At 51.3% G+C, this 25,544-nt stretch carries 24 protein-coding genes; 14 read left to right on the top strand and 10 right to left on the bottom strand.

Going from position 1 to position 25,544, the window contains the following annotated elements; genetic code table 11:
• The first annotated feature begins 46 nt into the window (after nucleotides 1–46).
• From rsgA to mscM, 3 genes are all read left to right on the top strand, one after another.
• Complete coding sequence (gene rsgA / locus ACJHW7_RS19030; protein ID WP_000041965.1) at nucleotides 47–1,099, top strand: small ribosomal subunit biogenesis GTPase RsgA; 1,053 nt, start codon at nucleotides 47–49, stop codon at nucleotides 1,097–1,099.
• Between the two features lie 96 nt (nucleotides 1,100–1,195).
• Nucleotides 1,196–2,164: an archaetidylserine decarboxylase gene (gene asd, locus ACJHW7_RS19025; RefSeq protein ID WP_000934920.1), complete on the top strand. Its 969-nt coding sequence runs from the start codon at nucleotides 1,196–1,198 to the stop codon at nucleotides 2,162–2,164.
• A 21-nt stretch (nucleotides 2,165–2,185) separates the two neighbouring features.
• The gene (gene mscM, locus ACJHW7_RS19020; protein WP_021557460.1) at nucleotides 2,186–5,509 is read left to right on the top strand and encodes a miniconductance mechanosensitive channel MscM; all 3,324 of its coding nucleotides are present in this window, start codon (nucleotides 2,186–2,188) and stop codon (nucleotides 5,507–5,509) included.
• A gap of 150 nt (nucleotides 5,510–5,659) precedes the next feature.
• Here mscM and yjeM read toward each other — a convergent pair whose 3' ends face one another.
• Complete coding sequence (gene yjeM / locus ACJHW7_RS19015) at nucleotides 5,660–7,162, bottom strand: glutamate/gamma-aminobutyrate family transporter YjeM (protein ID WP_001300174.1); 1,503 nt, start codon at nucleotides 7,160–7,162, stop codon at nucleotides 5,660–5,662.
• A 218-nt stretch (nucleotides 7,163–7,380) separates the two neighbouring features.
• Nucleotides 7,381–8,358 (bottom strand): elongation factor P--(R)-beta-lysine ligase, encoded by a 978-nt coding sequence (epmA, locus tag ACJHW7_RS19010; protein WP_000004771.1) that lies wholly within the window; start codon nucleotides 8,356–8,358, stop codon nucleotides 7,381–7,383.
• 324 nt (nucleotides 8,359–8,682) lie between these two features.
• Here epmA and frdA point away from each other — a divergent pair, with 324 nt between their 5' ends.
• From frdA to blc, 6 genes are all read left to right on the top strand, one after another.
• Nucleotides 8,683–10,491 (top strand): fumarate reductase (quinol) flavoprotein subunit, encoded by a 1,809-nt coding sequence (gene frdA / locus ACJHW7_RS19005; protein WP_001192973.1) that lies wholly within the window; start codon nucleotides 8,683–8,685, stop codon nucleotides 10,489–10,491.
• Entirely contained in the window at nucleotides 10,484–11,218 is a 735-nt protein-coding gene (frdB, locus tag ACJHW7_RS19000) for a fumarate reductase iron-sulfur protein (RefSeq protein WP_000829498.1), read from the top strand. The genes frdA and frdB overlap by 8 nt, the downstream gene beginning before the upstream one ends.
• A 10-nt stretch (nucleotides 11,219–11,228) precedes the next feature.
• Nucleotides 11,229–11,624: a fumarate reductase subunit FrdC gene (gene frdC, locus ACJHW7_RS18995; protein WP_000208757.1), complete on the top strand. Its 396-nt coding sequence runs from the start codon at nucleotides 11,229–11,231 to the stop codon at nucleotides 11,622–11,624.
• 10 nt (nucleotides 11,625–11,634) lie between these two features.
• On the top strand, nucleotides 11,635–11,994 hold the full coding sequence (frdD, locus tag ACJHW7_RS18990; protein ID WP_000609663.1) for a fumarate reductase subunit FrdD: 360 nt from the start codon (nucleotides 11,635–11,637) through the stop codon (nucleotides 11,992–11,994).
• A gap of 62 nt (nucleotides 11,995–12,056) precedes the next feature.
• Nucleotides 12,057–13,190 carry a BlaEC family class C beta-lactamase gene (locus ACJHW7_RS18985; protein WP_021557459.1) on the top strand — a complete coding sequence of 378 codons (1,134 nt, stop codon included), beginning with the start codon at nucleotides 12,057–12,059 and terminating at the stop codon, nucleotides 13,188–13,190.
• Between the two features lie 88 nt (nucleotides 13,191–13,278).
• Entirely contained in the window at nucleotides 13,279–13,812 is a 534-nt protein-coding gene (gene blc / locus ACJHW7_RS18980) for a lipocalin Blc (RefSeq protein WP_001238378.1), read from the top strand.
• Here blc and sugE read toward each other — a convergent pair.
• From sugE to efp, 4 genes are all read right to left on the bottom strand, one after another.
• Nucleotides 13,809–14,126 carry a quaternary ammonium compound efflux SMR transporter SugE gene (sugE, locus tag ACJHW7_RS18975; RefSeq protein WP_000118482.1) on the bottom strand — a complete coding sequence of 106 codons (318 nt, stop codon included), beginning with the start codon at nucleotides 14,124–14,126 and terminating at the stop codon, nucleotides 13,809–13,811. The two genes, blc and sugE, sit on opposite strands and share 4 nt — an antisense overlap.
• Before the next feature lie 175 nt (nucleotides 14,127–14,301).
• A complete protein-coding gene (gene ecnB, locus ACJHW7_RS18970) occupies nucleotides 14,302–14,448 on the bottom strand; it encodes a lipoprotein toxin entericidin B (protein ID WP_000239596.1) in 147 nt (48 codons plus the stop codon).
• A 110-nt stretch (nucleotides 14,449–14,558) separates the two neighbouring features.
• A complete protein-coding gene (gene ecnA / locus ACJHW7_RS18965; protein ID WP_000977757.1) occupies nucleotides 14,559–14,684 on the bottom strand; it encodes a lipoprotein antitoxin entericidin A in 126 nt (41 codons plus the stop codon).
• A 51-nt stretch (nucleotides 14,685–14,735) separates the two neighbouring features.
• Nucleotides 14,736–15,302, bottom strand: coding sequence for an elongation factor P (efp, locus tag ACJHW7_RS18960; protein WP_000257278.1), 567 nt, complete (start codon nucleotides 15,300–15,302; stop codon nucleotides 14,736–14,738).
• A gap of 41 nt (nucleotides 15,303–15,343) precedes the next feature.
• On the opposite strand from efp, the gene epmB reads away from it, so the two are divergent.
• On the top strand, nucleotides 15,344–16,372 hold the full coding sequence (gene epmB, locus ACJHW7_RS18955; protein WP_021557458.1) for an EF-P beta-lysylation protein EpmB: 1,029 nt from the start codon (nucleotides 15,344–15,346) through the stop codon (nucleotides 16,370–16,372).
• Nucleotides 16,373–16,766: 394 nt separating this feature from the next.
• The gene (locus ACJHW7_RS18950) at nucleotides 16,767–17,636 is read left to right on the top strand and encodes a YjeJ family protein (protein ID WP_001008053.1); all 870 of its coding nucleotides are present in this window, start codon (nucleotides 16,767–16,769) and stop codon (nucleotides 17,634–17,636) included.
• Nucleotides 17,637–17,828: 192 nt separating this feature from the next.
• Here ACJHW7_RS18950 and ACJHW7_RS18945 read toward each other — a convergent pair whose 3' ends face one another.
• The 3 genes from ACJHW7_RS18945 to ACJHW7_RS18935 form a co-directional block, all read right to left on the bottom strand.
• Nucleotides 17,829–18,182: a DUF4156 domain-containing protein gene (locus ACJHW7_RS18945; RefSeq protein ID WP_000558209.1), complete on the bottom strand. Its 354-nt coding sequence runs from the start codon at nucleotides 18,180–18,182 to the stop codon at nucleotides 17,829–17,831.
• Nucleotides 18,183–18,319: 137 nt separating this feature from the next.
• Complete coding sequence (gene groL / locus ACJHW7_RS18940; protein ID WP_000729117.1) at nucleotides 18,320–19,966, bottom strand: chaperonin GroEL; 1,647 nt, start codon at nucleotides 19,964–19,966, stop codon at nucleotides 18,320–18,322.
• Nucleotides 19,967–20,009: 43 nt separating this feature from the next.
• Nucleotides 20,010–20,303 carry a co-chaperone GroES gene (locus ACJHW7_RS18935; protein ID WP_001026276.1) on the bottom strand — a complete coding sequence of 98 codons (294 nt, stop codon included), beginning with the start codon at nucleotides 20,301–20,303 and terminating at the stop codon, nucleotides 20,010–20,012.
• 275 nt (nucleotides 20,304–20,578) lie between these two features.
• Between ACJHW7_RS18935 and yjeH the strand changes: the two genes are divergently transcribed.
• Nucleotides 20,579–21,835, top strand: a complete 1,257-nt coding sequence (gene yjeH / locus ACJHW7_RS18930) for an L-methionine/branched-chain amino acid transporter (protein WP_000015852.1) — start codon at nucleotides 20,579–20,581, stop codon at nucleotides 21,833–21,835.
• Between the two features lie 15 nt (nucleotides 21,836–21,850).
• Here the strand turns inward: yjeH and ACJHW7_RS18925 are convergent, their stop codons facing one another.
• The gene (locus tag ACJHW7_RS18925; RefSeq protein ID WP_001267448.1) at nucleotides 21,851–22,327 is read right to left on the bottom strand and encodes an FxsA family protein; all 477 of its coding nucleotides are present in this window, start codon (nucleotides 22,325–22,327) and stop codon (nucleotides 21,851–21,853) included.
• Nucleotides 22,328–22,663: 336 nt separating this feature from the next.
• Here ACJHW7_RS18925 and aspA point away from each other — a divergent pair, with 336 nt between their 5' ends.
• Entirely contained in the window at nucleotides 22,664–24,100 is a 1,437-nt protein-coding gene (aspA, locus tag ACJHW7_RS18920) for an aspartate ammonia-lyase (protein WP_000069437.1), read from the top strand.
• Between the two features lie 117 nt (nucleotides 24,101–24,217).
• Nucleotides 24,218–25,519, top strand: a complete 1,302-nt coding sequence (gene dcuA / locus ACJHW7_RS18915; RefSeq protein ID WP_000961959.1) for an anaerobic C4-dicarboxylate transporter DcuA — start codon at nucleotides 24,218–24,220, stop codon at nucleotides 25,517–25,519.
• Nucleotides 25,520–25,544: the final 25 nt, after the last annotated feature.

Below are 25,544 nucleotides of genomic sequence, written 5' to 3'. Positions count from 1 at the left end.
TATCATAGATGTTTTGCCCATCAGGGGCGACCAGGAGTCTGTACGATTGAGTAAAAATAAACTCTCCAAAGGCCAGCAGCGCCGCGTGAACGCCAATCACCAGCGTCGTCTTAAAACGTCTAAGGAGAAGCCCGACTACGACGACAATCTGTTTGGCGAGCCTGATGAAGGTATCGTCATCAGCCGCTTTGGTATGCACGCTGATGTGGAATCCGCCGATGGCGACGTTCACCGCTGCAATATTCGCCGTACCATCCGTTCGCTGGTGACCGGCGACCGCGTAGTCTGGCGTCCGGGTAAACCGGCGGCGGAAGGCGTAAATGTCAAAGGGATCGTGGAAGCGGTGCATGAGCGCACCTCGGTGTTGACGCGTCCGGATTTCTACGACGGCGTGAAACCTATTGCCGCCAACATCGACCAGATTGTCATTGTCTCCGCCATTTTGCCGGAGCTGTCACTCAATATTATCGACCGTTACCTGGTGGCCTGCGAAACCTTGCAGATTGAGCCGATTATTGTGCTCAACAAGATAGACCTGCTGGACGACGAAGGCATGGCGTTCGTCAACGAACAGATGGATATCTACCGCAATATCGGTTATCGCGTATTGATGGTTTCCAGCCATACTCAGGATGGGCTAAAACCGCTGGAAGAGGCGTTGACCGGGCGCATCAGCATTTTTGCCGGGCAGTCTGGCGTCGGCAAATCCAGCCTGCTGAACGCGTTGCTGGGGCTGCAAAAAGAGATCCTGACCAACGATGTCTCTGACAACTCGGGGCTTGGTCAGCACACCACGACCGCCGCTCGGCTGTATCACTTCCCGCACGGCGGTGATGTGATTGATTCCCCTGGTGTGCGTGAGTTCGGCCTCTGGCACCTGGATCCGGAACAAATCACTCAGGGTTTTGTCGAATTCCATGACTACTTAGGTCTGTGTAAATATCGCGATTGCAAACACGATACCGATCCGGGCTGCGCTATCCGGGAAGCGGTTGAGGAAGGAAAAATCGCGGAAACCCGTTTCGAAAACTATCACCGTATTCTGGAAAGCATGGCGCAGGTAAAAACGCGTAAAAACTTTTCTGATACGGATGACTGACAATTAAGCTAACCGTCGTTAGAATCGTCCCCTTTTTTTCAGGATCCGGCATGTAGGCCGGATCAGGAACGACAAAACAATGGCCTGGAGGCTACCTTGTTAAATTCATTTAAACTTTCGCTACAGTACATTCTGCCGAAACTATGGCTTACTCGCCTGGCGGGTTGGGGCGCAAGCAAGCGGGCAGGATGGCTGACAAAACTGGTTATCGATCTGTTCGTTAAATACTACAAGGTCGACATGAAAGAGGCGCAAAAGCCGGACACCGCCAGCTACCGCACCTTTAACGAATTCTTTGTCCGTCCGCTGCGTGACGAAGTACGCCCAATCGATACCGATCCGAATGTCCTGGTTATGCCTGCCGATGGCGTTATCAGCCAGTTGGGTAAAATCGAAGAAGATAAAATCCTGCAAGCCAAAGGCCACAACTACAGCCTCGAAGCCCTGCTGGCAGGCAACTATCTGATGGCGGACCTGTTCCGCAACGGTACGTTTGTGACCACTTACCTCTCCCCGCGTGACTACCACCGCGTACACATGCCGTGCAACGGTATTCTGCGTGAGATGATCTACGTGCCGGGCGATCTCTTCTCCGTTAACCATCTCACGGCTCAGAACGTGCCGAATCTGTTTGCCCGTAACGAACGCGTGATCTGCCTGTTCGATACCGAATTTGGCCCAATGGCGCAGATTCTGGTCGGTGCGACGATTGTAGGCAGCATTGAGACTGTCTGGGCGGGCACCATTACGCCGCCGCGCGAAGGCATCATCAAGCGCTGGACCTGGCCTGCCGGGGAAAACGACGGTTCTGTGGCGCTGCTGAAAGGCCAGGAAATGGGTCGCTTTAAACTTGGCTCTACCGTTATCAACCTGTTTGCACCGGGTAAAGTGAATCTGGTTGAGCAACTGGAAAGCCTGTCTGTCACGAAAATTGGCCAGCCGCTGGCAGTATCTACCGAAACCTTTGTTACGCCAGACGCTGAACCAGCCCCACTTCCTGCTGAAGAGATCGAAGCAGAACACGACGCCAGCCCATTGGTTGACGATAAAAAAGACCAGGTCTAATCCATCAAAGGAAACGCTGACGTGCGCCTGATTATCACTTTTCTGATGGCCTGGTGCCTCAGTTGGGGGGCGTACGCCGCGACGGCCCCCGATAGCAAACAAATCACCCAGGAACTGGAGCAGGCAAAAGCGGCGAAACCCGCGCAGCCAGAAGTCATAGAGGCACTCCAGTCTGCCTTAAATGCGCTTGAGGAACGAAAAGGTTCCCTTGAGCGCATCAAGCAATATCAAGAAGTCATTGATAATTATCCGAAACTCTCCGCTACTCTGCGCGCACAATTAAACAACATGCGTGACGAGCCGCGCAGCGTGTCGCCGGGGATGTCTACCGACGCGCTGAATCAGGAAATTCTCCAGGTCAGCAGTCAGTTGCTGGATAAAAGCCGTCAGGCCCAGCAAGAGCAGGAGCGCGCCCGCGAGATTGCCGATTCGCTGAATCAACTGCCGCAACAGCAAACCGACGCCCGCCGTCAGTTAAACGAGATCGAGCGCCGCCTGGGAACGCTTACCGGCAATACTCCGCTCAATCAGGCACAAAATTTCGCGTTGCAGTCTGACTCCGCACGTCTTAAGACGCTCGTTGATGAACTGGAGCTGGCGCAGCTGTCTGCCAATAACCGCCAGGAATTAGCGCGCTTGCGCTCTGAGCTGGCTGAAAAAGAGAGCCAGCAACTGGATGCGTATTTGCAGGCCTTGCGTAATCAATTGAACAGCCAACGCCAGCTTGAGGCAGAGCGGGCGCTGGAAAGTACCGAATTACTAGCAGAAAACAGTGCCGATTTGCCGAAAGATATCGTCGCGCAATTCAAAATTAACCGCGAACTATCGGCGGCGCTGAATCAACAGGCGCAGCGGATGGATCTCGTTGCCTCGCAACAGCGTCAGGCTGCCAGCCAGACGTTACAGGTCCGGCAGGCGTTGAATACGCTGCGTGAACAGTCGCAATGGCTGGGATCGTCCAATCTGCTCGGTGAAGCGTTGCGGGCGCAGGTGGCACGGCTGCCGGAAATGCCGAAACCACAACAGCTTGATACCGAAATGGCGCAGTTGCGTGTGCAACGGTTACGTTATGAGGATCTGCTTAATAAACAGCCGCTGCTACGGCAAATTCATCAGGCCGACGGTCAGCCGCTGACTGCCGAGCAAAACCGTATTCTCGAAGCACAGCTACGCACTCAGCGTGAGTTGCTGAACTCATTGTTGCAGGGTGGCGACACACTACTGCTGGAACTGACCAAGCTGAAAGTCTCTAACGGGCAACTGGAGGATGCGCTGAAAGAGGTGAACGAAGCGACGCACCGCTATCTGTTCTGGACCTCTGACGTGCGCCCGATGACCATCGCCTGGCCGCTGGAAATCGCCCAGGATCTGCGTCGTCTCATTTCGCTGGACACCTTCAGTCAGTTGGGCAAAGCCAGTGTGATGATGCTGACCAGCAAAGAGACGATTTTGCCGCTGTTTGGCGCGTTGATTCTGGTCGGTTGCAGTATTTACTCGCGCCGCTATTTTACCCGTTTTCTCGAACGTTCGGCGGCGAAAGTCGGCAAAGTGACTCAGGATCACTTCTGGCTGACGTTGCGCACTCTTTTCTGGTCGATTCTCGTCGCGTCACCGCTGCCGGTGCTGTGGATGACGCTGGGTTACGGCTTGCGCGAGGCGTGGCCTTATCCGCTGGCGGTCGCGATTGGCGATGGCGTAACAGCCACCGTGCCGCTGCTGTGGGTAGTGATGATTTGCGCTACTTTTGCCCGCCCGAACGGCTTGTTTATCGCTCATTTTGGCTGGCCGCGCGAACGTGTTTCTCGTGGGATGCGCTACTACCTGATGAGCATCGGGCTTATTGTGCCACTGATTATGGCGCTGATGATGTTCGATAACCTCGACGACCGCGAATTTTCCGGTTCGCTGGGACGGCTTTGCTTTATCCTCATTTGCGGTGCGCTGGCGGTGGTCACCCTCAGCCTGAAAAAGGCCGGGATACCGCTGTATCTCAACAAAGAGGGCAGCGGCGACAACATTACCAACCATATGCTGTGGAACATGATGATTGGCGCGCCACTGGTTGCCATTCTGGCGTCGGCGGTGGGTTATCTGGCAACGGCGCAGGCACTGTTAGCGAGGCTTGAAACCTCGGTTGCCATCTGGTTCCTGCTACTGGTGGTTTATCACGTTATCCGCCGCTGGATGCTGATCCAGCGCCGCAGGCTGGCGTTTGACCGGGCGAAGCATCGCCGGGCAGAGATGTTAGCGCAACGCGCGCGTGGCGAAGAGGAAGCGCATCATCACAGTAGCCCGGAAGGGGCAATTGAAGTCGATGAAAGCGAAGTCGATCTCGATGCCATTAGTGCGCAATCCTTGCGGCTGGTGCGCTCAATTTTGATGTTGATCGCCCTGCTTTCGGTCATTGTGCTGTGGTCAGAAATCCATTCCGCTTTCGGCTTCCTCGAAAATATTTCGCTGTGGGATGTCACCTCCACGGTACAGGGCGTAGAAAGTCTGGAGCCAATTACCCTCGGTGCGGTGCTGATTGCCATTCTGGTGTTTATCATCACCACGCAACTGGTGCGCAACCTGCCCGCGCTGCTGGAACTGGCGATTTTGCAGCACCTGGATTTAACGCCGGGTACGGGTTACGCCATCACCACCATCACCAAATATCTGCTGATGCTGATTGGCGGGCTGGTCGGCTTCTCAATGATTGGTATTGAGTGGTCGAAATTGCAGTGGCTGGTTGCCGCGCTCGGTGTTGGTCTCGGTTTTGGTTTGCAGGAAATTTTCGCCAACTTTATCTCTGGCCTGATCATCCTGTTCGAAAAACCGATTCGCATTGGCGATACGGTAACGATCCGCGATCTTACTGGTAGCGTGACAAAAATTAACACCCGCGCCACCACCATCAGCGACTGGGACCGTAAAGAGATAATCGTGCCGAACAAGGCGTTTATTACCGAGCAGTTTATCAACTGGTCGCTCTCTGACTCGGTCACGCGCGTGGTGTTGACGATTCCGGCCCCTGCCGATGCCAACAGTGAAGAAGTGACGGAAATCCTGCTCACCGCAGCGCGTCGCTGCTCGCTGGTGATCGACAACCCGGCACCGGAAGTCTTCCTGGTGGATCTGCAACAGGGGATTCAGATTTTCGAGCTGCGTATTTACGCCGCTGAGATGGGTCACCGTATGCCGCTACGCCATGAGATCCACCAGCTGATTCTGGCTGGCTTCCATGCCCACGGTATCGATATGCCATTCCCGCCCTTCCAGATGCGTCTGGAAAGCCTCAACGGTAAACAAACGGGGAGAACGCTGACGTCTGCGGGCAAAGGTCGTCAGGCGGGAAGTTTGTAATGCATGAAGCTGCCAAATGATGTCAACGTGGCTCATTTAGCAGCTTAACATCATCTTCAGTTATCACCGGCCCTGGAGAGTATCATCCATACGCATTACTTCCTGACAACTCATCGCCGGAGAGACGATGAGTTGCAGGATTTCATATGATCAGTCGAGAGCTAACTCAGGTTTATTCGCCATGCGACTGCAATAGTTCTGGTAAATCGCCATCGCTAACAGCGAGAAGAAGACAGGGCCGCCAATCATCCACAATGTGCTGTCCCAGTCTCCGGCTTCAACCACAGGCTGAATAATGGTGAAGACGTTCGCAAATGTCACCACCAGAACGACAACCACCGTCGCAATCATTGCCGACATACGCGTTTTGAAAATCACAAATGGTCTGTCGAGATCCTGACGTGCTTTAAAGAATGGGAAAGCCAGCGCGAGGAACAGGTAAGGAAGCGTCATAGACACGTTCGCCATCAGCGTCAGCTTGTTAAAGAACGCCGATGCGGTACCGCCACCAAACGAAACCAGCAGGATGAAGACAGTAACCAACCCGCACTGCATCCACATGGCGATAGACGGCATCCCCATCGCATTCAGGCGCGTCATCGGTTCCGGCCACAACGCTTTCGGCGTCCCCTGGATGATGGCTTTCAGCGGTGAATAGCAAAGCGTAAAGAACGCACCGGTATAAGCGAGGAACATCGAAAGTCCGGTAATACGCGCAAACCATACGCCCAGCGACAATGACGCTTCAGGTGACAAATGCAGTGCGTTACCCAGCGTCACCCCGAGGCTCTTCATCAGCACATAGGTAATATTGCCAAGGTTAACGGAACCATTACTTAATACCTGCTGCCAGTTTGTGCTGACGCCCCATAAAAATATTGCCAGCGAATAACCGATTGAAATAACAATAGCGGCAAAAACAATACCTTTGGCAAAGTTCTTTTCTGGATTTTCCGTTTTATCGACCAGACCACCAACCGCTTCAATTCCGCCATAGGCAAAAATAGCAAATACCACAAACGATAGCATTGCCAGACCGGACTGATAACCCGGGTTCGGTGATGCAAGGAAATTAATATCCTGCGCGAAATGCCCACCATTTAATAACAAAATAGTAATGCTTACTAACAGCAATACTAAATTCAGACACATTACTGCAATACCGCCCACCGCAGTAATGCGGGCAATTTTATTAATCCCCTTAGAAGCAACGACGGTGACCAGAATCATCCATGCCACTGCCAGCAGACCAACCACCTGCGTAGGCTCCAGTCCGGCAATACGCCAGTGCTGGGTCATGTCGCTACCATAGAGGAATGTTGAGAACGGTACCCAAACTTTCGCGGAGGTACTCACCATCCAGATGATATAAGAGGAAAACCACATAAACGTACCAATGAAGGCAAAACGTGGTCCGACACTATTATTCATCCAGGAATAGATACCACCTTCTTCTTTGCGATAAGCAGCTCCCATTTCAGCCATCATTAAGGCGAATGGAATAAAGAATAACAATGCAGAAAATATATAAAAGGGAATCGCACTATAACCCATTAAGTAATAAGCCGATGGGCTATTGGCAAATCCAAATACGGAAGTAAAGATCATCAATATGAGTCCTATCAGACTCATCTTTTTTATCGTGTGAGGCATGAAACCATCCTTCATTTCAGCGCGTGTATAAAACGCGCCCACTGAACTGCACTGCCCAACATTGAGCGGGCAGCGTAAAAACCAATACAGAATTGATACCTGGATGATATCAAATATCCAGTCTTAAATTGTGGCCTTTAACAGAAAAATGAAAACATATGCTACAGAATGGCGCTTATCACGCCATTCTTCGCTGTTAATTCAGTAATTTTTCAGAATTATGCCCGGTCAACGCTAAAGGCGATGACTTCAGCCAGTGTCTCCGCACCCAGCGCCAACATCACCAGACGATCAACGCCTAATGCCACGCCGGAACAGTCAGGCATACCGACTTTCAAGGCTTCAATCAGATTCTGGTCAATGGGGTGCTGCGGCAAACCGCGCGCCGCGCGCTTACGGTTATCTTGTTCAAAGCGTTGTTGCTGCTCACGGGCATCCGTCAATTCATGGAAACCATTCGCCAGCTCAATACCTTTATAATAAACCTCAAAGCGTTCAGCGACCCGATGATCTTCGGTACTGATTTGCGCCAGTGATGCCTGGCTGGCTGGAAAGTGGTACACAAAGGTCGGTTTTTCTTTACCAATATTTGGCTCTACGCCAAAGGTAAACAGCAATTGTAGCAACGTGTCGCGGTCTTCTTCGGTATCAGCAACGTTGCTCAAATCCAGTTTCGCTGCGACTTCCCGCAGTTGCGTTTTGTCGGCAGAGAGCGGGTCAATTTCCAGATAACGCAAGAAAGCTTGTTGATAAGAAAGGCTTTCTGCTGCCGGGCAGTCCAGTACCTGTTGTAAGAGGTCGTCCACCTCGTTCATCAACCGGTACATATCATAGTGCGGTCGATACCACTCAAGCATAGTGAACTCAGGGTTGTGATAACGCCCCATCTCTTCATTACGGAAGCTGCGGCACAGCTGGAATACCGGCCCACAACCAGCAACCAGCAGGCGTTTCATATGGTATTCCGGGCTGGTCATTAACCAGAGATTCATCCCCTGCGAATGCCCGGGGCCAACGAAACGTGTCTCAAACGGGACCAAATGAATATCGGTTACCGTCGCCTGGCTCATACAAGGCGTCTCCACCTCCAGCACTCCACGATCGGCAAAGAAACGACGGATCTCCGCCATAATCGCCGCGCGTTTTAATAAGTTAGGAATGGATGCGCTCGGCTGCCAGGATGCCGTTTCGCTCATAGTTAAATCTCCAGTTTTTGACAAGGGCACGAAGTCTACTCGCAACGCGACGGCGAGACAAATTTTACGCAGGAATCAAACAACGGTGGGCAGTGACTAAAAAAAGCACGATCTGATGGTTTAGTAATTAAATTAATCATCTTCAGTGATAATTTAGCCCTCTTGCGCACTAAAAAAATCGATCTCGTCAAATTTCAGACTTATCCATCAGACTATACTGTTGTACCTATAAAGGAGCAGTGGAATAGCGTTCGCAGACCGTAACTTTCAGGCACTTACCCTGAAGTACGGGGCTGTGGGATAAAAACAATCTGGAGGAATGTCGTGCAAACCTTTCAAGCCGATCTTGCCATTGTAGGCGCCGGTGGCGCGGGATTACGTGCTGCAATTGCTGCCGCGCAGGCAAATCCAAATGCAAAAATCGCACTAATCTCAAAAGTATACCCGATGCGTAGCCATACCGTTGCTGCAGAAGGGGGCTCCGCCGCTGTCGCGCAGGATCATGACAGCTTCGAATATCACTTTCACGATACAGTAGCGGGTGGCGACTGGTTGTGTGAGCAGGATGTCGTGGATTATTTCGTCCACCACTGCCCAACCGAAATGACCCAACTGGAACTGTGGGGGTGCCCATGGAGCCGTCGCCCGGATGGTAGCGTCAACGTACGTCGCTTCGGCGGCATGAAAATCGAGCGTACCTGGTTCGCCGCCGATAAGACCGGCTTCCATATGCTGCACACGCTGTTCCAGACCTCTCTGCAATTCCCGCAGATCCAGCGTTTTGACGAACATTTCGTGCTGGATATTCTGGTTGATGATGGTCATGTTCGCGGCCTGGTAGCAATGAACATGATGGAAGGCACGCTGGTGCAGATCCGTGCTAACGCGGTCGTTATGGCTACTGGCGGTGCGGGTCGCGTTTATCGTTACAACACCAACGGCGGCATCGTTACCGGTGACGGTATGGGTATGGCGCTAAGCCACGGCGTTCCGCTGCGTGACATGGAATTCGTTCAGTATCACCCAACCGGTCTGCCAGGTTCCGGTATCCTGATGACCGAAGGTTGCCGTGGCGAAGGCGGTATTCTGGTCAACAAAAATGGCTACCGTTATCTGCAAGATTACGGCATGGGCCCGGAAACTCCGCTGGGCGAGCCGAAAAACAAATATATGGAACTGGGTCCACGCGACAAAGTCTCTCAGGCCTTCTGGCACGAATGGCGTAAAGGCAACACCATCTCCACGCCGCGTGGCGATGTGGTTTATCTCGACCTGCGTCACCTCGGCGAGAAAAAACTGCATGAACGTCTGCCGTTCATCTGCGAACTGGCGAAAGCGTACGTTGGCGTCGATCCGGTTAAAGAACCGATTCCGGTACGTCCGACCGCACACTACACCATGGGCGGTATCGAAACCGATCAGAACTGTGAAACCCGCATTAAAGGTCTGTTCGCCGTGGGTGAATGTTCCTCTGTTGGGCTGCACGGTGCAAACCGTCTGGGCTCCAACTCCCTGGCGGAACTGGTGGTCTTCGGCCGTCTGGCCGGTGAACAAGCGACAGAGCGTGCAGCAACTGCCGGTAATGGCAACGAAGCGGCAATTGAAGCGCAGGCAGCTGGCGTTGAACAACGTCTGAAAGATCTGGTTAACCAGGATGGCGGCGAAAACTGGGCGAAGATCCGCGACGAAATGGGCCTGGCTATGGAAGAAGGTTGCGGTATCTACCGTACGCCGGAACTGATGCAGAAAACCATCGACAAGCTGGCTGAGCTGCAGGAACGCTTCAAGCGCGTGCGCATCACCGACACCTCCAGCGTGTTCAACACCGACCTGCTCTACACCATTGAACTGGGCCACGGTCTGAACGTTGCTGAATGTATGGCGCACTCCGCAATGGCACGTAAAGAGTCCCGCGGCGCACACCAGCGTCTGGACGAAGGTTGCACCGAGCGTGACGACGTCAACTTCCTCAAACACACCCTCGCCTTCCGCGATGCTGATGGCACGACTCGCCTGGAGTACAGCGACGTGAAGATTACTACGCTACCGCCAGCTAAACGCGTTTACGGTGGCGAAGCGGATGCAGCCGATAAGGCGGAAGCAGCCAATAAGAAGGAGAAGGCGAATGGCTGAGATGAAAAACCTGAAAATTGAGGTGGTGCGCTATAACCCGGAAGTCGATACCGCACCGCATAGCGCATTCTATGAAGTGCCTTATGACGCAACTACCTCATTACTGGATGCGCTGGGCTACATCAAAGACAACCTGGCACCGGACCTGAGCTACCGCTGGTCCTGCCGTATGGCGATTTGTGGTTCCTGCGGCATGATGGTTAACAACGTGCCAAAACTGGCATGTAAAACCTTCCTGCGTGATTACACCGACGGTATGAAGGTTGAAGCGTTAGCTAACTTCCCGATTGAACGCGATCTGGTGGTCGATATGACCCACTTCATCGAAAGTCTGGAAGCGATCAAACCGTACATCATCGGCAACTCCCGCACCGCGGATCAGGGTACTAACATCCAGACCCCGGCGCAGATGGCGAAGTATCACCAGTTCTCCGGTTGCATCAACTGTGGTCTGTGCTACGCCGCGTGCCCGCAGTTTGGCCTGAACCCAGAGTTCATCGGTCCGGCTGCCATTACGCTGGCGCATCGTTATAACGAAGATAGCCGCGACCACGGTAAGAAGGAGCGTATGGCGCAGTTGAACAGCCAGAACGGCGTATGGAGCTGTACTTTCGTGGGCTACTGCTCCGAAGTCTGCCCGAAACACGTCGATCCGGCTGCGGCCATTCAGCAGGGCAAAGTAGAAAGTTCGAAAGACTTTCTTATCGCGACCCTGAAACCACGCTAAGGAGTGCAACATGACGACTAAACGTAAACCGTATGTACGGCCAATGACGTCCACCTGGTGGAAAAAATTGCCGTTTTATCGCTTTTACATGCTGCGCGAAGGCACGGCGGTTCCGGCTGTGTGGTTCAGCATTGAACTGATTTTCGGGCTGTTTGCCCTGAAAAATGGCCCGGAAGCCTGGGCGGGATTCGTCGACTTTTTACAAAACCCGGTTATTGTGATCATTAACCTGATCACTCTGGCGGCAGCTCTGCTGCACACCAAAACCTGGTTTGAACTGGCACCGAAAGCGGCCAATATCATTGTAAAAGACGAAAAAATGGGACCAGAGCCAATTATCAAAAGTCTCTGGGCGGTAACTGTAGTTGCCACCATCGTAATCCTGTTTGTTGCCCTGTACTGGTAAGGAGCCTGAGATGATTAATCCAAATCCAAAGCGTTCTGACGAACCGGTATTCTGGGGCCTCTTCGGGGCCGGTGGTATGTGGAGCGCAATTATTGCGCCGGTGATGATCCTGCTGGTTGGTATTCTGCTGCCGCTGGGGCTGTTTCCGGGTGATGCACTGAGCTACGAGCGCGTTCTGGCGTTCGCGCAGAGCTTCATTGGTCGCGTATTCCTGTTCCTGATGATCGTTCTGCCGCTGTGGTGTGGTTTACACCGTATGCACCACGCGATGCACGATCTGAAAATCCACGTACCTGCGGGCAAATGGGTTTTCTACGGTCTGGCTGCTATCCTGACAGTTGTCACGCTGATTGGTGTCGTTACAATCTAACGCATCGCCAATGTAAATCCGGCCCGCCTATGGCGGGCCGTTTTGTATGGAAACCAGACCCTATGTTCAAAACGACGCTCTGCGCCTTATTAATTACCGCCTCTTGCTCCACATTTGCTGCCCCTCAACAAATCAACGATATTGTGCATCGCACAATTACCCCGCTTATAGAGCAACAAAAGATCCCGGGTATGGCGGTGGCGGTAATTTATCAGGGTAAACCTTATTACTTTACCTGGGGCTATGCGGACATCGCCAAAAAGCAGCCCGTCACACAGCAAACGTTGTTTGAGTTAGGTTCGGTCAGCAAAACATTTACGGGCGTGCTTGGTGGCGACGCTATTGCTCGAGGGGAAATCAAGTTAAGCGATCCCGCAACAAAATACTGGCCTGAACTTACCGCTAAACAGTGGAACGGGATCACGCTATTACATCTCGCAACCTACACCGCTGGCGGCCTGCCATTGCAGGTGCCGGATGAGGTGAAATCCTCAAGCGACTTGCTGCGCTTCTATCAAAACTGGCAGCCTGCATGGGCGCCAGGAACACAACGTCTGTATGCCAACTCCAGTATCGGTTTGTTCGGCGCACTGGCTGTGAAGCCGTCTGGTTTGAGTTTTGAGCAGGCGATGCAAACTCGTGTCTTCCAGCCACTCAAACTCAACCATACGTGGATTAATGTACCGCCCGCAGAAGAAAAGAATTACGCCTGGGGATATCGCGAAGGTAAGGCAGTGCATGTTTCGCCAGGGGCGTTAGATGCTGAAACTTATGGTGTGAAGTCGACCATTGAAGATATGGCCTGCTGGGTACGAAGCAATATGAATCCCCGTGATATCAACGACAAAACACTTCAGCAAGGGATACAACTGGCACAATCTCGCTACTGGCAAACCGGCGATATGTATCAGGGCCTGGGCTGGGAAATGCTGGACTGGCCGGTAAATCCTGACAGCATCATTAACGGCAGTGACAATAAAATTGCACTGGCAGCACGCCCCGTAAAAGCGATTACGCCTCCAACTCCTGCAGTACGCGCATCATGGGTACATAAAACGGGGGCGACCGGCGGATTTGGTAGCTATGTCGCGTTTATTCCAGAAAAAGAGCTGGGTATCGTGATGCTGGCTAACAAAAACTATCCCAATCCAGCGAGAGTCGCCGCCGCCTGGCAGATTCTCAACGCTCTGCAGTAAAATTTCATCGGGTCCGAATTTTCGGACCTTTTCTCCGCTTTTCCTTGCTGTCATCTACACTTAGAAAAAAACCAGTAAGGAAACATTTATGCGCCTGCTCCCTCTCGTTGCCGCAGCGACAGCTGCATTTCTGGTCGTTGCCTGCAGTTCTCCTACGCCGCCGCGTGGCGTGACCGTAGTGAATAATTTCGACGCCAAACGTTATCTCGGTACCTGGTATGAGATTGCCCGTTTTGATCACCGCTTTGAGCGTGGACTGGAAAAAGTCACCGCAACATACAGCCTGCGTGATGACGGCGGCCTGAATGTCATTAATAAAGGCTATAACCCTGACAGAGGAATGTGGCAGCAGAGTGAAGGGAAAGCGTACTTTACCGGCGCACCAACTCGCGCTGCGCTGAAAGTGTCATTCTTTGGTCCTTTCTATGGCGGTTATAACGTTATTGCACTCGATCGGGAATACCGCCATGCGCTGGTTTGCGGCCCGGACCGCGACTACCTGTGGATACTCTCCCGCACGCCAACCATTTCTGACGAAGTGAAACAGGAGATGCTGGCAGTCGCGACCCGGGAAGGGTTTGATGTCAGTAAATTTATTTGGGTACAGCAGCCCGGCAGTTAGTGAGTGCTGAGTTTCAGACCAATAATCCCCAATACGATTAACGCCAGACTCGCCAGGCGCATCGGGTTAGCGGACTCACCGAGCAGCACAATGCCGGTGATGGCCGCGCCGACTGCGCCAATACCCGTCCACACGGCATAAGCCGTCCCTACTGGTAACGATTTCATCGCCCAGGCAAGTAGCGCCATACTGACAATCATCGCCGTCACGGTAATAACACTCGGCGTCAAACGACTAAAGCCGTGGGTATATTTCAGGCCAACGGCCCATACCACTTCCAGCAGACCAGCAATAACTAAGATAATCCAGGACATATCAGGCTCCGGAGAATTGGGGCCGTCCCCGGTGAAAAGACGCGTTTGCAGGTCGTCCTGCAAAGCTGATGGTTGAACGGATATTTTGCCAGGTGGCAGGGGAATTTCAACTATTACCTTTGTGACTATCGCAGAGAAAACAAACGGCACGACACAGCTGTCGTACCGTTATTGCTTATTGCTGCGCTTTCGTTGCTGCACCAGAAATCGCGTTACCGCCATCAGAAATGTCTTCACCAACGCCACGCGTGGTGTTGCAGGCAGTTAATACTGTTGAAAGCACCAGAACAGAAAAGATCGCTGCAATTGTCTTCTTCACCATAACGTCTTCCTTTTAGGTAATGTTATTTATGTTTGCCTATAGCAAATTAATAATAGACAACATCGCCAAAAATGATGGAAATCTGATGATTTTTCGGAAGAGAAGAAAAATTAGCTGGCAGCGCGGGAGATGGAGTTGCCGAGATGTTTGATGTCTTCGCCGAAACCGCGAGCGGTGTTACAGCCCGTGAGCAGCGTGCTGGCAAGCAAAACAAGAACGATAAGGCGTTTCATCATCTCTGACCTGAATAAGTGATGGTGCAGCCTGCAGGCCGCACCACAACCGCATTACTTCACGCGAGAGACGTATTCACCAGAGCGGGTATCCACTTTGATGACTTCGCCGATTTGTACGAACAGCGGAACTTTAACCACAGCGCCAGTAGACAGGGTAGCCGGTTTGCCGCCAGTACCTGCGGTATCACCTTTCAGGCCCGGATCGGTATCAACGATTTCCAGTTCAACGAAGTTCGGCGGAGTAACGGAGATCGGCTGACCATTCCACAGAGTTACGATACACTCTGCCTGATCCAGCAGCCATTTCGCGTTGTCGCCAATTGCTTTTGCGTCAGCAGACAGCTGCTCGAAAGTTTCGTTGTTCATGAAGTGCCAGAACTCACCGTCGTTGTACAGGTAAGTCAGGTTCATATCGACAACATCAGCGCCTTCAGCGGAATCAGTAGATTTGAAGGTTTTTTCTACGCGAGTACCGGTCAGCAGACGACGCAGTTTAACGCGAGCAAATGCCTGGCCTTTACCCGGTTTTACGAATTCACTCGCTTCAACCGCGTAAGGTTCGCCGTCTAACATGATTTTAAGACCAGCACGAAAATCGTTGCTATAGTACGTTGCCATAAGGCCCTCTGAAATTTGTTAATTGGTAGCTAAGCCACAAAATGGCGCATATTGTAACCCTAAATACCCCATCCAGAGAAGATTGGTTAACGCAACTTGCCGATGTTGTGACCGATCCTGATGAACTTCTGCGTCTTTTGAATATAGACGCGGACGAAAAACTGTTGGCCGGACGCAGCGCCAAAAAGCTGTTTGCCCTGCGTGTGCCCCGCTCATTTATCGATCGCATGGAGAAAGGCAATCCGGACGATCCGCTTTTGCGTCAGGTAATTACCTCGCAAGATGAGTTTGCCATCGCGCCCGGATTCTCCACCGACCCGCTGGAAGAACAGCACAGCGTAGTGCCTGGTTTGTTGCATAAATACCACAACCGGGCGCTTTTGCTGGTCAAAGGCGGCTGCGCGGTAAATTGCCGTTATTGCTTCCGTCGCCACTTCCCTTATGCAGAAAATCAGGGCAACAAGCGTAACTGGCAAACTGCACTTGAGTATGTTGCTGCGCATCCGGAACTGGACGAGATGATTTTCTCCGGCGGCGATCCGCTGATGGCGAAAGATCACGAGCTGGACTGGTTGCTCACACAACTGGAAGCCATCCCGCATATCAAACGTCTGCGGATTCACAGTCGTCTGCCGATTGTGATCCCGGCACGCATCACAGATGCGCTGGTTGAACGCTTTTCACATTCTACGCTGCAAATCTTGCTGGTGAATCACATCAACCATGCCAATGAGATAGATGAAACATTCCGTCAGGCGATGGCTAAGTTGCGCCGGGTAGGCGTTACTTTGCTGAACCAGAGCGTTCTGTTACGTGATGTGAACGATAACGCACAAACGCTGGCAAACCTGAGTAATGCGTTGTTCGATGCCGGCGTGATGCCGTATTACCTGCATGTGCTCGATAAAGTACAGGGTGCGGCGCATTTTATGGTGAGTGATGACGAAGCACGGCAGATTATGCGTGAGTTGCTGACACTGGTGTCGGGATATCTGGTGCCGAAACTGGCGCGAGAAATTGGCGGCGAACCCAGCAAAACGCCGCTGGATCTCCAGCTACGCCAGCAGTAACTGATTAAACAGGGAAGTCAAACATTAAAATTGCCTGATGCGCTACGCTTATCAGGCCTACATCGTGCATTGAAATTGAATGGATTTGCAATGAACTGTAGGCCGGATAAGGCGTTTACGCCGCATCCGGCAAGAGCAACAAACGCAAGTACAGCAACCTGTCATTAAACAGGGAAGTTTAATCTTTGCCCGTTGCATAACCTTTAATTATTCATATGCATTGCTGTTGTTACTCTTTATATAACTAACACCAATAATTAACCTTTCTTTTCTGTTTATATAGAGTGAGTACGGCTATTTATGTTATTTTAACAACTATTACTACCAAGCCCATTTATCTGGCTTATAAATTAAAATTAATTATTTAATTGAGAAATGGTTAGGGAGAACCTACATGGCCATAAGCATCAAGGGTGTTAATACCGGTGTTATTCGCAAGAGTAATAATTTCATTGCACTGGCGCTGAAAATTAAAGAACCTCGCAATAAAGAATCGTTGTTCTTTATGTCTGTCATGGAACTGCGCGACCTGCTGATTGCGCTGGAAAGTCGTCTGCATCAAAAGCATAAACTGGATGCTGCTGCACGCCTTCAGTATGAGCAAGCTCGCGATAAAGTCATTAAGAAAATGGCAGAAAATATCCCAGAAATTCTGGTTGATGAGCTTAAAAATGCCGATATTAATCGTCGGGTTAACACGCTGGAACTTACCGATAATCAAGGCGAAAATCTTACCTTCGTATTAACGCTACATGACGGTAGCAAATGTGAGTTAGTCGTCAATGAGTTGCAGATTGAAATGCTGGCGCGAGCAATCATTCATGCAATTAATAATGCGGAAATGCGTGAACTGGCATTACGTATTACCTCACTGTTAGATTTCCTGCCGTTATACGACGTTGACTGCCAGCAAAATGGCAATCTGGAATATGACACCTATTCCCAACCGGAATGGAAACATAACTTGTTCGACCATTATCTGGCGGTGCTTTACCGCTTTAAAGATGAAAGTGGCAAAGAACAATTTAGCGGCGCAGTGGTGAAAACGCGTGAAGCAACGCCGGGTAAAGAAATAGAGGCGATCACTCGCCGAATGCTTGATTTCAGCCCACGACTGAAAAAACTCGCGGGTGTGCCATGTCAGGTCTATGTTCGCACCGTAGCAGCAAATAACGCCCAACCGCTAACCCAGGATCAATGCTTACGCGCGCTGCATCACTTACGTGTTCAATCCACCAGCAAAACTGCACCACAGGCGAAATAATCTCATCTTTGCTAATGCGAGGCTGGAGCCATCCAGCCTGAAATGACTGATAACGTGATCGTTGGTCATGCCGGATGCGGCGTAAACGCCTTATCCGGCCTACAAATTCTCAAGCATTCAATCAGTTGCAATGCATTATGTAGGCCTGATAAGCGAAGCGCATCTGGCAATTATACGTTTGTCACCATCACATCAGTTCGGGCACTTATATACCTGGCCGATAATCTGGCTATCCGTCGGGACAAAACTGGACAACATTCCCTGCGACGGGCTACTGATGCCATAAATCACGTTACCGCCCATTGCAGCCGCCTGGTTGCGCAGATCGTTTGCTGCGCCGCGCATAGAACCGCCCTCTTCTCCGTGTTGCCCGGAAAGCCAGTTGCTTTGCTTACCTGTCGCAGTACCAATCAGCTGGCACTCTGCGCCTGGCTGCTCGTCCACAATGCGTACACTCTGACCGGCAGCACTCAATTCGTTGCTGGAGCTACAACCCGCCATCAGTAGCGCGGCACCGACAATCCCTGCTAAGTATTTTACGTGCATGTTATTCCCCATAATCAATGAGCTGGACGTCACTCGCGTCGTCCGTGTCTGAATCTTATACTAGAAAGATGACCAAAAGAAAAACCCCCAGACATTTCTGCCCGGGGGTTTGTTTATTTCTGCGAGGTGCAGGGCAATTACATCATGCCGCCCATGCCACCCATGCCGCCCATACCGCCAGCAGCGCCTAAGTCAGCTGCATCGTTTTTCGGCAGGTCGGTAACCATGCACTCGGTGGTGATCATCAGGCCAGCCACAGAAGCCGCGTACTGCAGAGCAGAACGGGTTACTTTGGTTGGATCTAGGATACCCATGTCGATCATGTTGCCGTATTCTTCGGTTGCTGCGTTGTAACCGTAGTTGCCGTCGCCGCCTTTAACGGTGTTAGCAACAACAGACGGTTCTTCGCCGCAGTTCAGGACGATCTGACGCAGCGGAGCTTCCATTGCACGCAGTGCAACTTTGATACCCACGTTCTGGTCTTCGTTCTGACCACGCAGGTCAGCCAGTTTAGACGCTACGCGGATCAGCGCAACACCACCACCAGCAACCACGCCTTCTTCTACCGCAGCACGGGTCGCGTGCAGGGCGTCTTCAACGCGTGCTTTTTTCTCTTTCATTTCAACTTCGGTAGCAGCACCTACTTTGATAACTGCAACGCCGCCTGCCAGTTTCGCTACGCGCTCCTGCAGTTTTTCACGGTCGTAGTCAGAAGTTGCTTCTTCAATCTGCTGACGGATCTGAGCAACACGGCCCTGGATTGCAGCTTCTTCACCCACGCCATCGATGATAGTGGTGGTGTCTTTGTTGATCACAACACGTTTAGCCTGACCCAGGTCTTCCAGGGTTGCTTTTTCCAGCTCCATACCGATCTCTTCAGAGATTACGGTACCGCCAGTCAGGGTTGCGATATCCTGCAGCATAGCTTTACGACGATCGCCGAAGCCCGGAGCTTTAACTGCAGCAACTTTCACGATGCCACGCATGGTGTTAACAACCAGAGTTGCCAGCGCTTCGCCTTCTACATCTTCAGCGATGATCAGCAGCGGTTTGCCTGCTTTGGCAACGGCTTCCAGAACCGGCAGCATTTCGCGGATGTTGGAGATTTTCTTGTCAGCCAGCAGGATGAACGGGCTTTCCAGTTCTACTGCGCCAGTTTCCGGCTTGTTGATGAAGTAAGGAGACAGGTAGCCACGGTCGAACTGCATACCTTCAACCACGTCCAGTTCGTCCTGCAGACCGGTACCGTCTTCAACGGTGATAACGCCTTCTTTACCGACTTTGTCCATCGCTTCAGCGATCAGTTTACCTACGGTTTCGTCGGAGTTAGCGGAGATAGTACCAACCTGAGCAATCGCTTTAGAGTCAGAGCACGGTACGGACAGCGCTTTCAGTTCTTCAACTGCAGCGGTAACAGCTTTGTCGATACCACGTTTCAGGTCCATCGGGTTCATGCCCGCAGCAACAGCTTTCAGACCTTCAGTGATGATAGCCTGAGCCAGTACGGTTGCAGTGGTGGTACCGTCGCCTGCAGCGTCGTTCGCTTTAGAGGCAACTTCTTTCACCATCTGCGCACCCATGTTTTCGAACTTGTCTTCCAGTTCGATTTCACGAGCAACGGAAACACCATCTTTGGTGATGGTCGGTGCACCGAAAGATTTATCCAGAACTACGTTACGGCCTTTCGGACCGAGGGTAACTTTCACTGCATCTGCCAGTACGTTTACGCCGCGCAGCATTTTCACACGAGCGTCGTTACCGAATTTTACGTCTTTAGCTGCCATTATCTTTATTCCTTAAATTCGTATGTTCAGTGTCGTGCGAGGATTACGCTTCAACAATTGCCAGAATGTCGCTTTCGGACATGATCAACACTTCTTCATTGTCGATCTTCTCGGATTTCACACCGTAGCCATCGTTGAAAATAACGATGTCGCCAACTTTCACATCCAGCGGCTTCACTTCGCCATTTTCAAGGATACGGCCATTGCCGACAGCCAGCACTTCGCCGCGGGTGGATTTAGCCGCTGCAGAGCCGGTCAGAACGATGCCGCCAGCAGATTTAGTTTCAACTTCTTTACGCTTGACGATCACGCGATCATGCAATGGACGAATATTCATTGATAACTCTCCTTTGAGAAAGTCCGTATCTGTTATGGGTGACGCCGGAGCTTACGTGGTTTCCCGGCTGGTGACCAGAGAAATGGGGATGAGGCTTCGCCCCTTCAAGGGGGAAAAAGAAAAAAAATTCTGATCAGCACAAAATCGGGTGAAAACCCTGATTCACCTCACATTTCATCGCAATTTCTTCATCGCCGTCATAAGCGAATCTGATTGTGCTACCATCGAAGATCTACGCAGTTGCCCAAAATTTGGGCGCAATCGGACATCAACCCATGAGTGGACTCAAACAAGAACTGGGGCTGGCCCAGGGCATTGGCCTGCTATCGACGTCATTATTAGGCACTGGCGTGTTTGCCGTTCCTGCGTTAGCTGCACTGGTAGCGGGCAATAACAGCCTGTGGGCGTGGCCCGTTTTGATTATCTTAGTGTTCCCGATTGCGATTGTGTTTGCGATTCTGGGTCGCCACTATCCCAGCGCAGGCGGCGTCGCGCACTTCGTCGGTATGGCGTTTGGTTCGCGGCTTGAGCGAGTCACCGGCTGGCTGTTTTTATCGGTCATTCCCGTGGGTTTGCCTGCCGCGCTACAAATTGCTGCCGGATTCGGCCAGGCAATGTTTGGCTGGCATAGCTGGCAACTGTTGTTGGCAGAACTCGGTACGCTGGCGTTGGTGTGGTATATCGGTACTCGCGGTGCCAGTTCCAGTGCAAATCTACAAACCGTTATTGCCGGACTTATCGTCGCACTGATTGTCGCTATCTGGTGGGCGGGCGATATCAAACCTGCGAGTATCCCCTTCCCCGCGCCAGGAAATATCGAACTTACCGGGTTATTTGCTGCGTTATCAGTGATGTTCTGGTGTTTTGTCGGTCTGGAAGCATTTGCCCATCTTGCCTCGGAATTTAAAAATCCAGAACGTGATTTTCCTCGTGCTTTGATGATTGGTCTGCTGCTGGCAGGATTAGTCTACTGGGGCTGTACGGTAGTCGTCTTACACTTCGACGCCTATGGTGAACAAATGGCCGCGGCAGCATCGCTTCCAAAAATTGTAGTACAACTGTTCGGTGTAGGAGCGTTATGGATTGCCTGCGTAATTGGCTATCTGGCCTGCTTTGCCAGTCTCAACATTTATATACAGAGCTTCGCCCGCCTGGTCTGGTCGCAGGCGCAACATAATCCTGACCACTACCTGGCACGCCTCTCTTCTCGCCATATCCCGAATAATGCCCTCAATGCGGTGCTCGGCTGCTGCGTGGTGAGCACGTTGGTGATTCATGCTTTAGAGATCAATCTGGACGCTCTTATTATTTATGCCAATGGCATCTTTATTATGATTTATCTGTTATGCATGCTGGCAGGCTGTAAATTATTGCAAGGACGTTATCGACTACTGGCGGTGGTTGGCGGGCTGTTATGCGTTCTGTTACTGGCAATGGTCGGCTGGAAAAGTCTCTATGCGCTGATCATGCTGGCGGGGTTATGGCTGTTTCTGCCAAAACGAAAAACGCCGGAAAATGGCATAACCACATAATCCGGCGTTTCGACATTAATCCTGGCGATCGTCTTTATGATCAAGGCGGTCGCGCTCATCATCCTTTCGCTGGTACTCACCATCAAAAGTATTACCGCCACCGGTCCCGGCGCTAAAACCGCCGCCTGGCATGCGAGAAAAGCGCAAATGTGGCATCAACTTCACTGTCAGATGCTTTTGCACCGGCGGCAATAAAAGCAGAAGACCGAGGAAGTCGGTGAAAAAGCCCGGTAATAAAAGCAGCAAACCGGCAATGATCAGCGAAACACTTTTAATCATCTCCGCCGCTGGGTTTTCACCCGCCGCCATTTTTTGCTGCATCAGCACGAAATTCTTAAAGCCCTGGTTACGTACCAGTGACATACCGATAACTGACGTGAATATAACCAGCACGAGGGTCAACAATACCCCCAATACATGGGCAACCTGAATAAAGATTGAAATCTCAATATAGACATAAAGGAAAATGGCAATAAAAGGTAACCAGCGCAAAGGTTTCTCCTGTAATAGCAGCCGGTTAAACCCGGCTACCTGAATGGGTTGCGAATCGCGTTCAGCTTATATTGTGGTCATTAGCAAAATTTCAAGATGTTTGCGCAACTATTTTTGGTAGTAATCCCAAAGCGGTGATCTATTTCACAAATTAATAATTAAGGGGTAAAAACCGACACTTAAAGTGATCCAGATTACGGTAGAAATCCTCAAGCAGCATATGATCTCGGGTATTCGGTCGATGCAGGGGATAATCGTCGGTCGAAAAACATTCGAAACCACATATATTCTGTGTGTTTAAAGCAAATCATTGGCAGCTTGAAAAAGAAGGTTCACATGTCAAACAACATTCGTATCGAAGAAGATCTGTTGGGTACCAGGGAAGTTCCAGCTGATGCCTACTATGGTGTTCACACTCTGAGAGCGATTGAAAACTTCTATATCAGCAACAACAAAATCAGTGATATTCCTGAATTTGTTCGCGGTATGGTAATGGTTAAAAAAGCCGCAGCTATGGCAAACAAAGAGCTGCAAACCATTCCTAAAAGTGTAGCGAATGCCATCATTGCCGCATGTGATGAAGTCCTGAACAACGGAAAATGCATGGATCAGTTCCCGGTAGACGTCTACCAGGGCGGCGCAGGTACTTCCGTAAACATGAACACCAACGAAGTGCTGGCCAATATCGGTCTGGAACTGATGGGTCACCAGAAAGGTGAATATCAGTACCTGAACCCGAACGACCATGTTAACAAATGTCAGTCCACTAACGACGCCTACCCGACCGGTTTCCGTATCGCAGTTTACTCTTCCCTGATTAAGCTGGTAGATGCGATTAACCAACTGCGTGAAGGCTTTGAACGTAAAGCTGTCGAATTCCAGGACATCCTGAAAATGGGTCGTACCCAGCTGCAGGACGCAGTACCGATGACCCTCGGTCAGGAATTCCGCGCTTTCAGCATCCTGCTGAAAGAAGAAGTGAAAAACATCCAACGTACCGCTGAACTGCTGCTGGAAGTTAACCTTGGCGCAACAGCAATCGGTACTGGTCTGAACACGCCGAAAGAGTACTCTCCGCTGGCAGTGAAAAAACTGGCTGAAGTTACTGGCTTCCCATGCGTACCGGCTGAAGACCTGATCGAAGCGACCTCTGACTGCGGCGCTTATGTTATGGTTCACGGCGCGCTGAAACGCCTGGCTGTGAAGATGTCCAAAATCTGTAACGACCTGCGCTTGCTCTCTTCTGGTCCACGTGCCGGCCTGAACGAGATCAACCTGCCGGAACTGCAGGCGGGCTCTTCCATCATGCCAGCTAAAGTAAACCCGGTTGTTCCGGAAGTGGTTAACCAGGTATGCTTCAAAGTCATCGGTAACGACACCACTGTTACCATGGCAGCAGAAGCAGGTCAGCTGCAGTTGAACGTTATGGAGCCGGTCATTGGCCAGGCCATGTTCGAATCCGTTCACATTCTGACCAACGCTTGCTACAACCTGCTGGAAAAATGCATTAACGGCATCACTGCTAACAAAGAAGTGTGCGAAGGTTACGTTTACAACTCTATCGGTATCGTTACTTACCTGAACCCGTTCATCGGTCACCACAACGGTGACATCGTGGGTAAAATCTGTGCCGAAACCGGTAAGAGTGTACGTGAAGTCGTTCTGGAACGCGGTCTGTTGACTGAAGCGGAACTTGACGATATTTTCTCCGTACAGAATCTGATGCACCCGGCTTACAAAGCAAAACGCTATACTGATGAAAGCGAACAGTAATCGTACAGGGTAGTACAAATAAAAAAGGCACGTCAGATGACGTGCCTTTTTTCTTGTGAGCAGTAACTTAAAAATAACAATCTAATATCAACTTGTTAAAAAACAAGGAAGGCTAATATGCTAGTTGTAGAACTCATCATAGTTTTGCTGGCGATCTTCTTGGGCGCCAGATTGGGGGGAATAGGTATTGGTTTTGCAGGCGGATTGGGGGTGCTGGTTCTTGCCGCTATTGGCGTTAAACCCGGTAACATCCCATTCGATGTCATTTCCATTATCATGGCGGTTATCGCCGCTATTTCTGCCATGCAGGTTGCTGGCGGTCTGGACTATCTGGTTCATCAGACAGAAAAGCTGCTGCGCCGTAACCCGAAATACATCACGATCCTCGCACCGATCGTGACCTATTTCCTGACTATCTTTGCTGGTACTGGCAACATCTCTCTGGCGACACTGCCAGTTATCGCTGAAGTTGCGAAGGAACAAGGCGTTAAACCTTGCCGTCCGCTGTCTACTGCAGTGGTATCCGCGCAGATTGCGATCACCGCATCGCCAATCTCAGCGGCAGTGGTTTACATGTCTTCCGTGATGGAAGGTCATGGCATCAGCTACCTCCATCTGCTCTCCGTGGTCATCCCGTCCACCCTGCTGGCGGTTCTGGTGATGTCCTTCCTGGTCACTATGCTGTTCAACTCCAAACTCTCTGACGATCCGATTTATCGCAAGCGTCTGGAAGAGGGCCTGGTTGAACTGCGCGGTGAAAAGCAGATTGAAATCAAATCCGGTGCAAAAACGTCCGTCTGGCTGTTCCTGCTGGGCGTAGTTGGCGTGGTTATCTATGCAATCATCAACAGCCCAAGCATGGGTCTGGTTGAAAAACCGCTGATGAACACCACCAACGCAATCCTGATCATCATGCTCAGCGTTGCAACTCTGACCACCGTTATCTGTAAAGTCGATACCGACAACATCCTCAACTCCAGCACCTTCAAAGCAGGTATGAGCGCCTGTATTTGTATCCTGGGTGTTGCGTGGCTGGGCGATACTTTCGTTTCCAACAACATCGACTGGATCAAAGATACCGCTGGTGAAGTGATTCAGGGTCATCCGTGGCTGCTGGCCGTCATCTTCTTCTTTGCTTCTGCTCTGCTGTACTCTCAGGCTGCAACCGCAAAAGCACTGATGCCGATGGCTCTGGCACTGAACGTTTCTCCGCTGACCGCTGTTGCTTCTTTCGCTGCGGTGTCTGGTCTGTTCATTCTGCCGACCTACCCGACGCTGGTTGCTGCGGTACAGATGGATGACACGGGTACTACCCGTATCGGTAAATTCGTCTTCAACCATCCGTTCTTCATCCCGGGTACTCTGGGTGTTGCCCTGGCCGTTTGCTTCGGCTTCGTGCTGGGTAGCTTCATGCTGTAATGACCAATCGCGGGGCGTTCACGCC

This window comes from Escherichia sp. WS1152 (assembly GCF_046487665.1).
Classification (GTDB): Bacteria; Pseudomonadota; Gammaproteobacteria; order Enterobacterales; family Enterobacteriaceae; genus Escherichia; species Escherichia coli.
This window is presented reverse-complemented; position numbering and strand designations above follow the sequence as displayed.

What these genes read in the sequence shown, in the direction of transcription:
- yjeM (WP_001300174.1), bottom strand. Translation starts at nt 7,162, where the DNA reads ATGCCTCACACGATAAAAAAGATGAGTCTGATAGGACTCATATTGATG.
- epmA (WP_000004771.1), bottom strand. Translation starts at nt 8,358, where the DNA reads ATGAGCGAAACGGCATCCTGGCAGCCGAGCGCATCCATTCCTAACTTA.
- frdB (WP_000829498.1), top strand. Translation starts at nt 10,484, where the DNA reads ATGGCTGAGATGAAAAACCTGAAAATTGAGGTGGTGCGCTATAACCCG.
- frdC (WP_000208757.1), top strand. Translation starts at nt 11,229, where the DNA reads ATGACGACTAAACGTAAACCGTATGTACGGCCAATGACGTCCACCTGG.
- frdD (WP_000609663.1), top strand. Translation starts at nt 11,635, where the DNA reads ATGATTAATCCAAATCCAAAGCGTTCTGACGAACCGGTATTCTGGGGC.
- ACJHW7_RS18985 (WP_021557459.1), top strand. Translation starts at nt 12,057, where the DNA reads ATGTTCAAAACGACGCTCTGCGCCTTATTAATTACCGCCTCTTGCTCC.
- blc (WP_001238378.1), top strand. Translation starts at nt 13,279, where the DNA reads ATGCGCCTGCTCCCTCTCGTTGCCGCAGCGACAGCTGCATTTCTGGTC.
- sugE (WP_000118482.1), bottom strand. Translation starts at nt 14,126, where the DNA reads ATGTCCTGGATTATCTTAGTTATTGCTGGTCTGCTGGAAGTGGTATGG.
- ecnB (WP_000239596.1), bottom strand. Translation starts at nt 14,448, where the DNA reads ATGGTGAAGAAGACAATTGCAGCGATCTTTTCTGTTCTGGTGCTTTCA.
- ecnA (WP_000977757.1), bottom strand. Translation starts at nt 14,684, where the DNA reads ATGATGAAACGCCTTATCGTTCTTGTTTTGCTTGCCAGCACGCTGCTC.
- efp (WP_000257278.1), bottom strand. Translation starts at nt 15,302, where the DNA reads ATGGCAACGTACTATAGCAACGATTTTCGTGCTGGTCTTAAAATCATG.
- epmB (WP_021557458.1), top strand. Translation starts at nt 15,344, where the DNA reads ATGGCGCATATTGTAACCCTAAATACCCCATCCAGAGAAGATTGGTTA.
- ACJHW7_RS18950 (WP_001008053.1), top strand. Translation starts at nt 16,767, where the DNA reads ATGGCCATAAGCATCAAGGGTGTTAATACCGGTGTTATTCGCAAGAGT.
- ACJHW7_RS18945 (WP_000558209.1), bottom strand. Translation starts at nt 18,182, where the DNA reads ATGCACGTAAAATACTTAGCAGGGATTGTCGGTGCCGCGCTACTGATG.
- groL (WP_000729117.1), bottom strand. Translation starts at nt 19,966, where the DNA reads ATGGCAGCTAAAGACGTAAAATTCGGTAACGACGCTCGTGTGAAAATG.
- ACJHW7_RS18935 (WP_001026276.1), bottom strand. Translation starts at nt 20,303, where the DNA reads ATGAATATTCGTCCATTGCATGATCGCGTGATCGTCAAGCGTAAAGAA.
- yjeH (WP_000015852.1), top strand. Translation starts at nt 20,579, where the DNA reads ATGAGTGGACTCAAACAAGAACTGGGGCTGGCCCAGGGCATTGGCCTG.
- aspA (WP_000069437.1), top strand. Translation starts at nt 22,664, where the DNA reads ATGTCAAACAACATTCGTATCGAAGAAGATCTGTTGGGTACCAGGGAA.
- dcuA (WP_000961959.1), top strand. Translation starts at nt 24,218, where the DNA reads ATGCTAGTTGTAGAACTCATCATAGTTTTGCTGGCGATCTTCTTGGGC.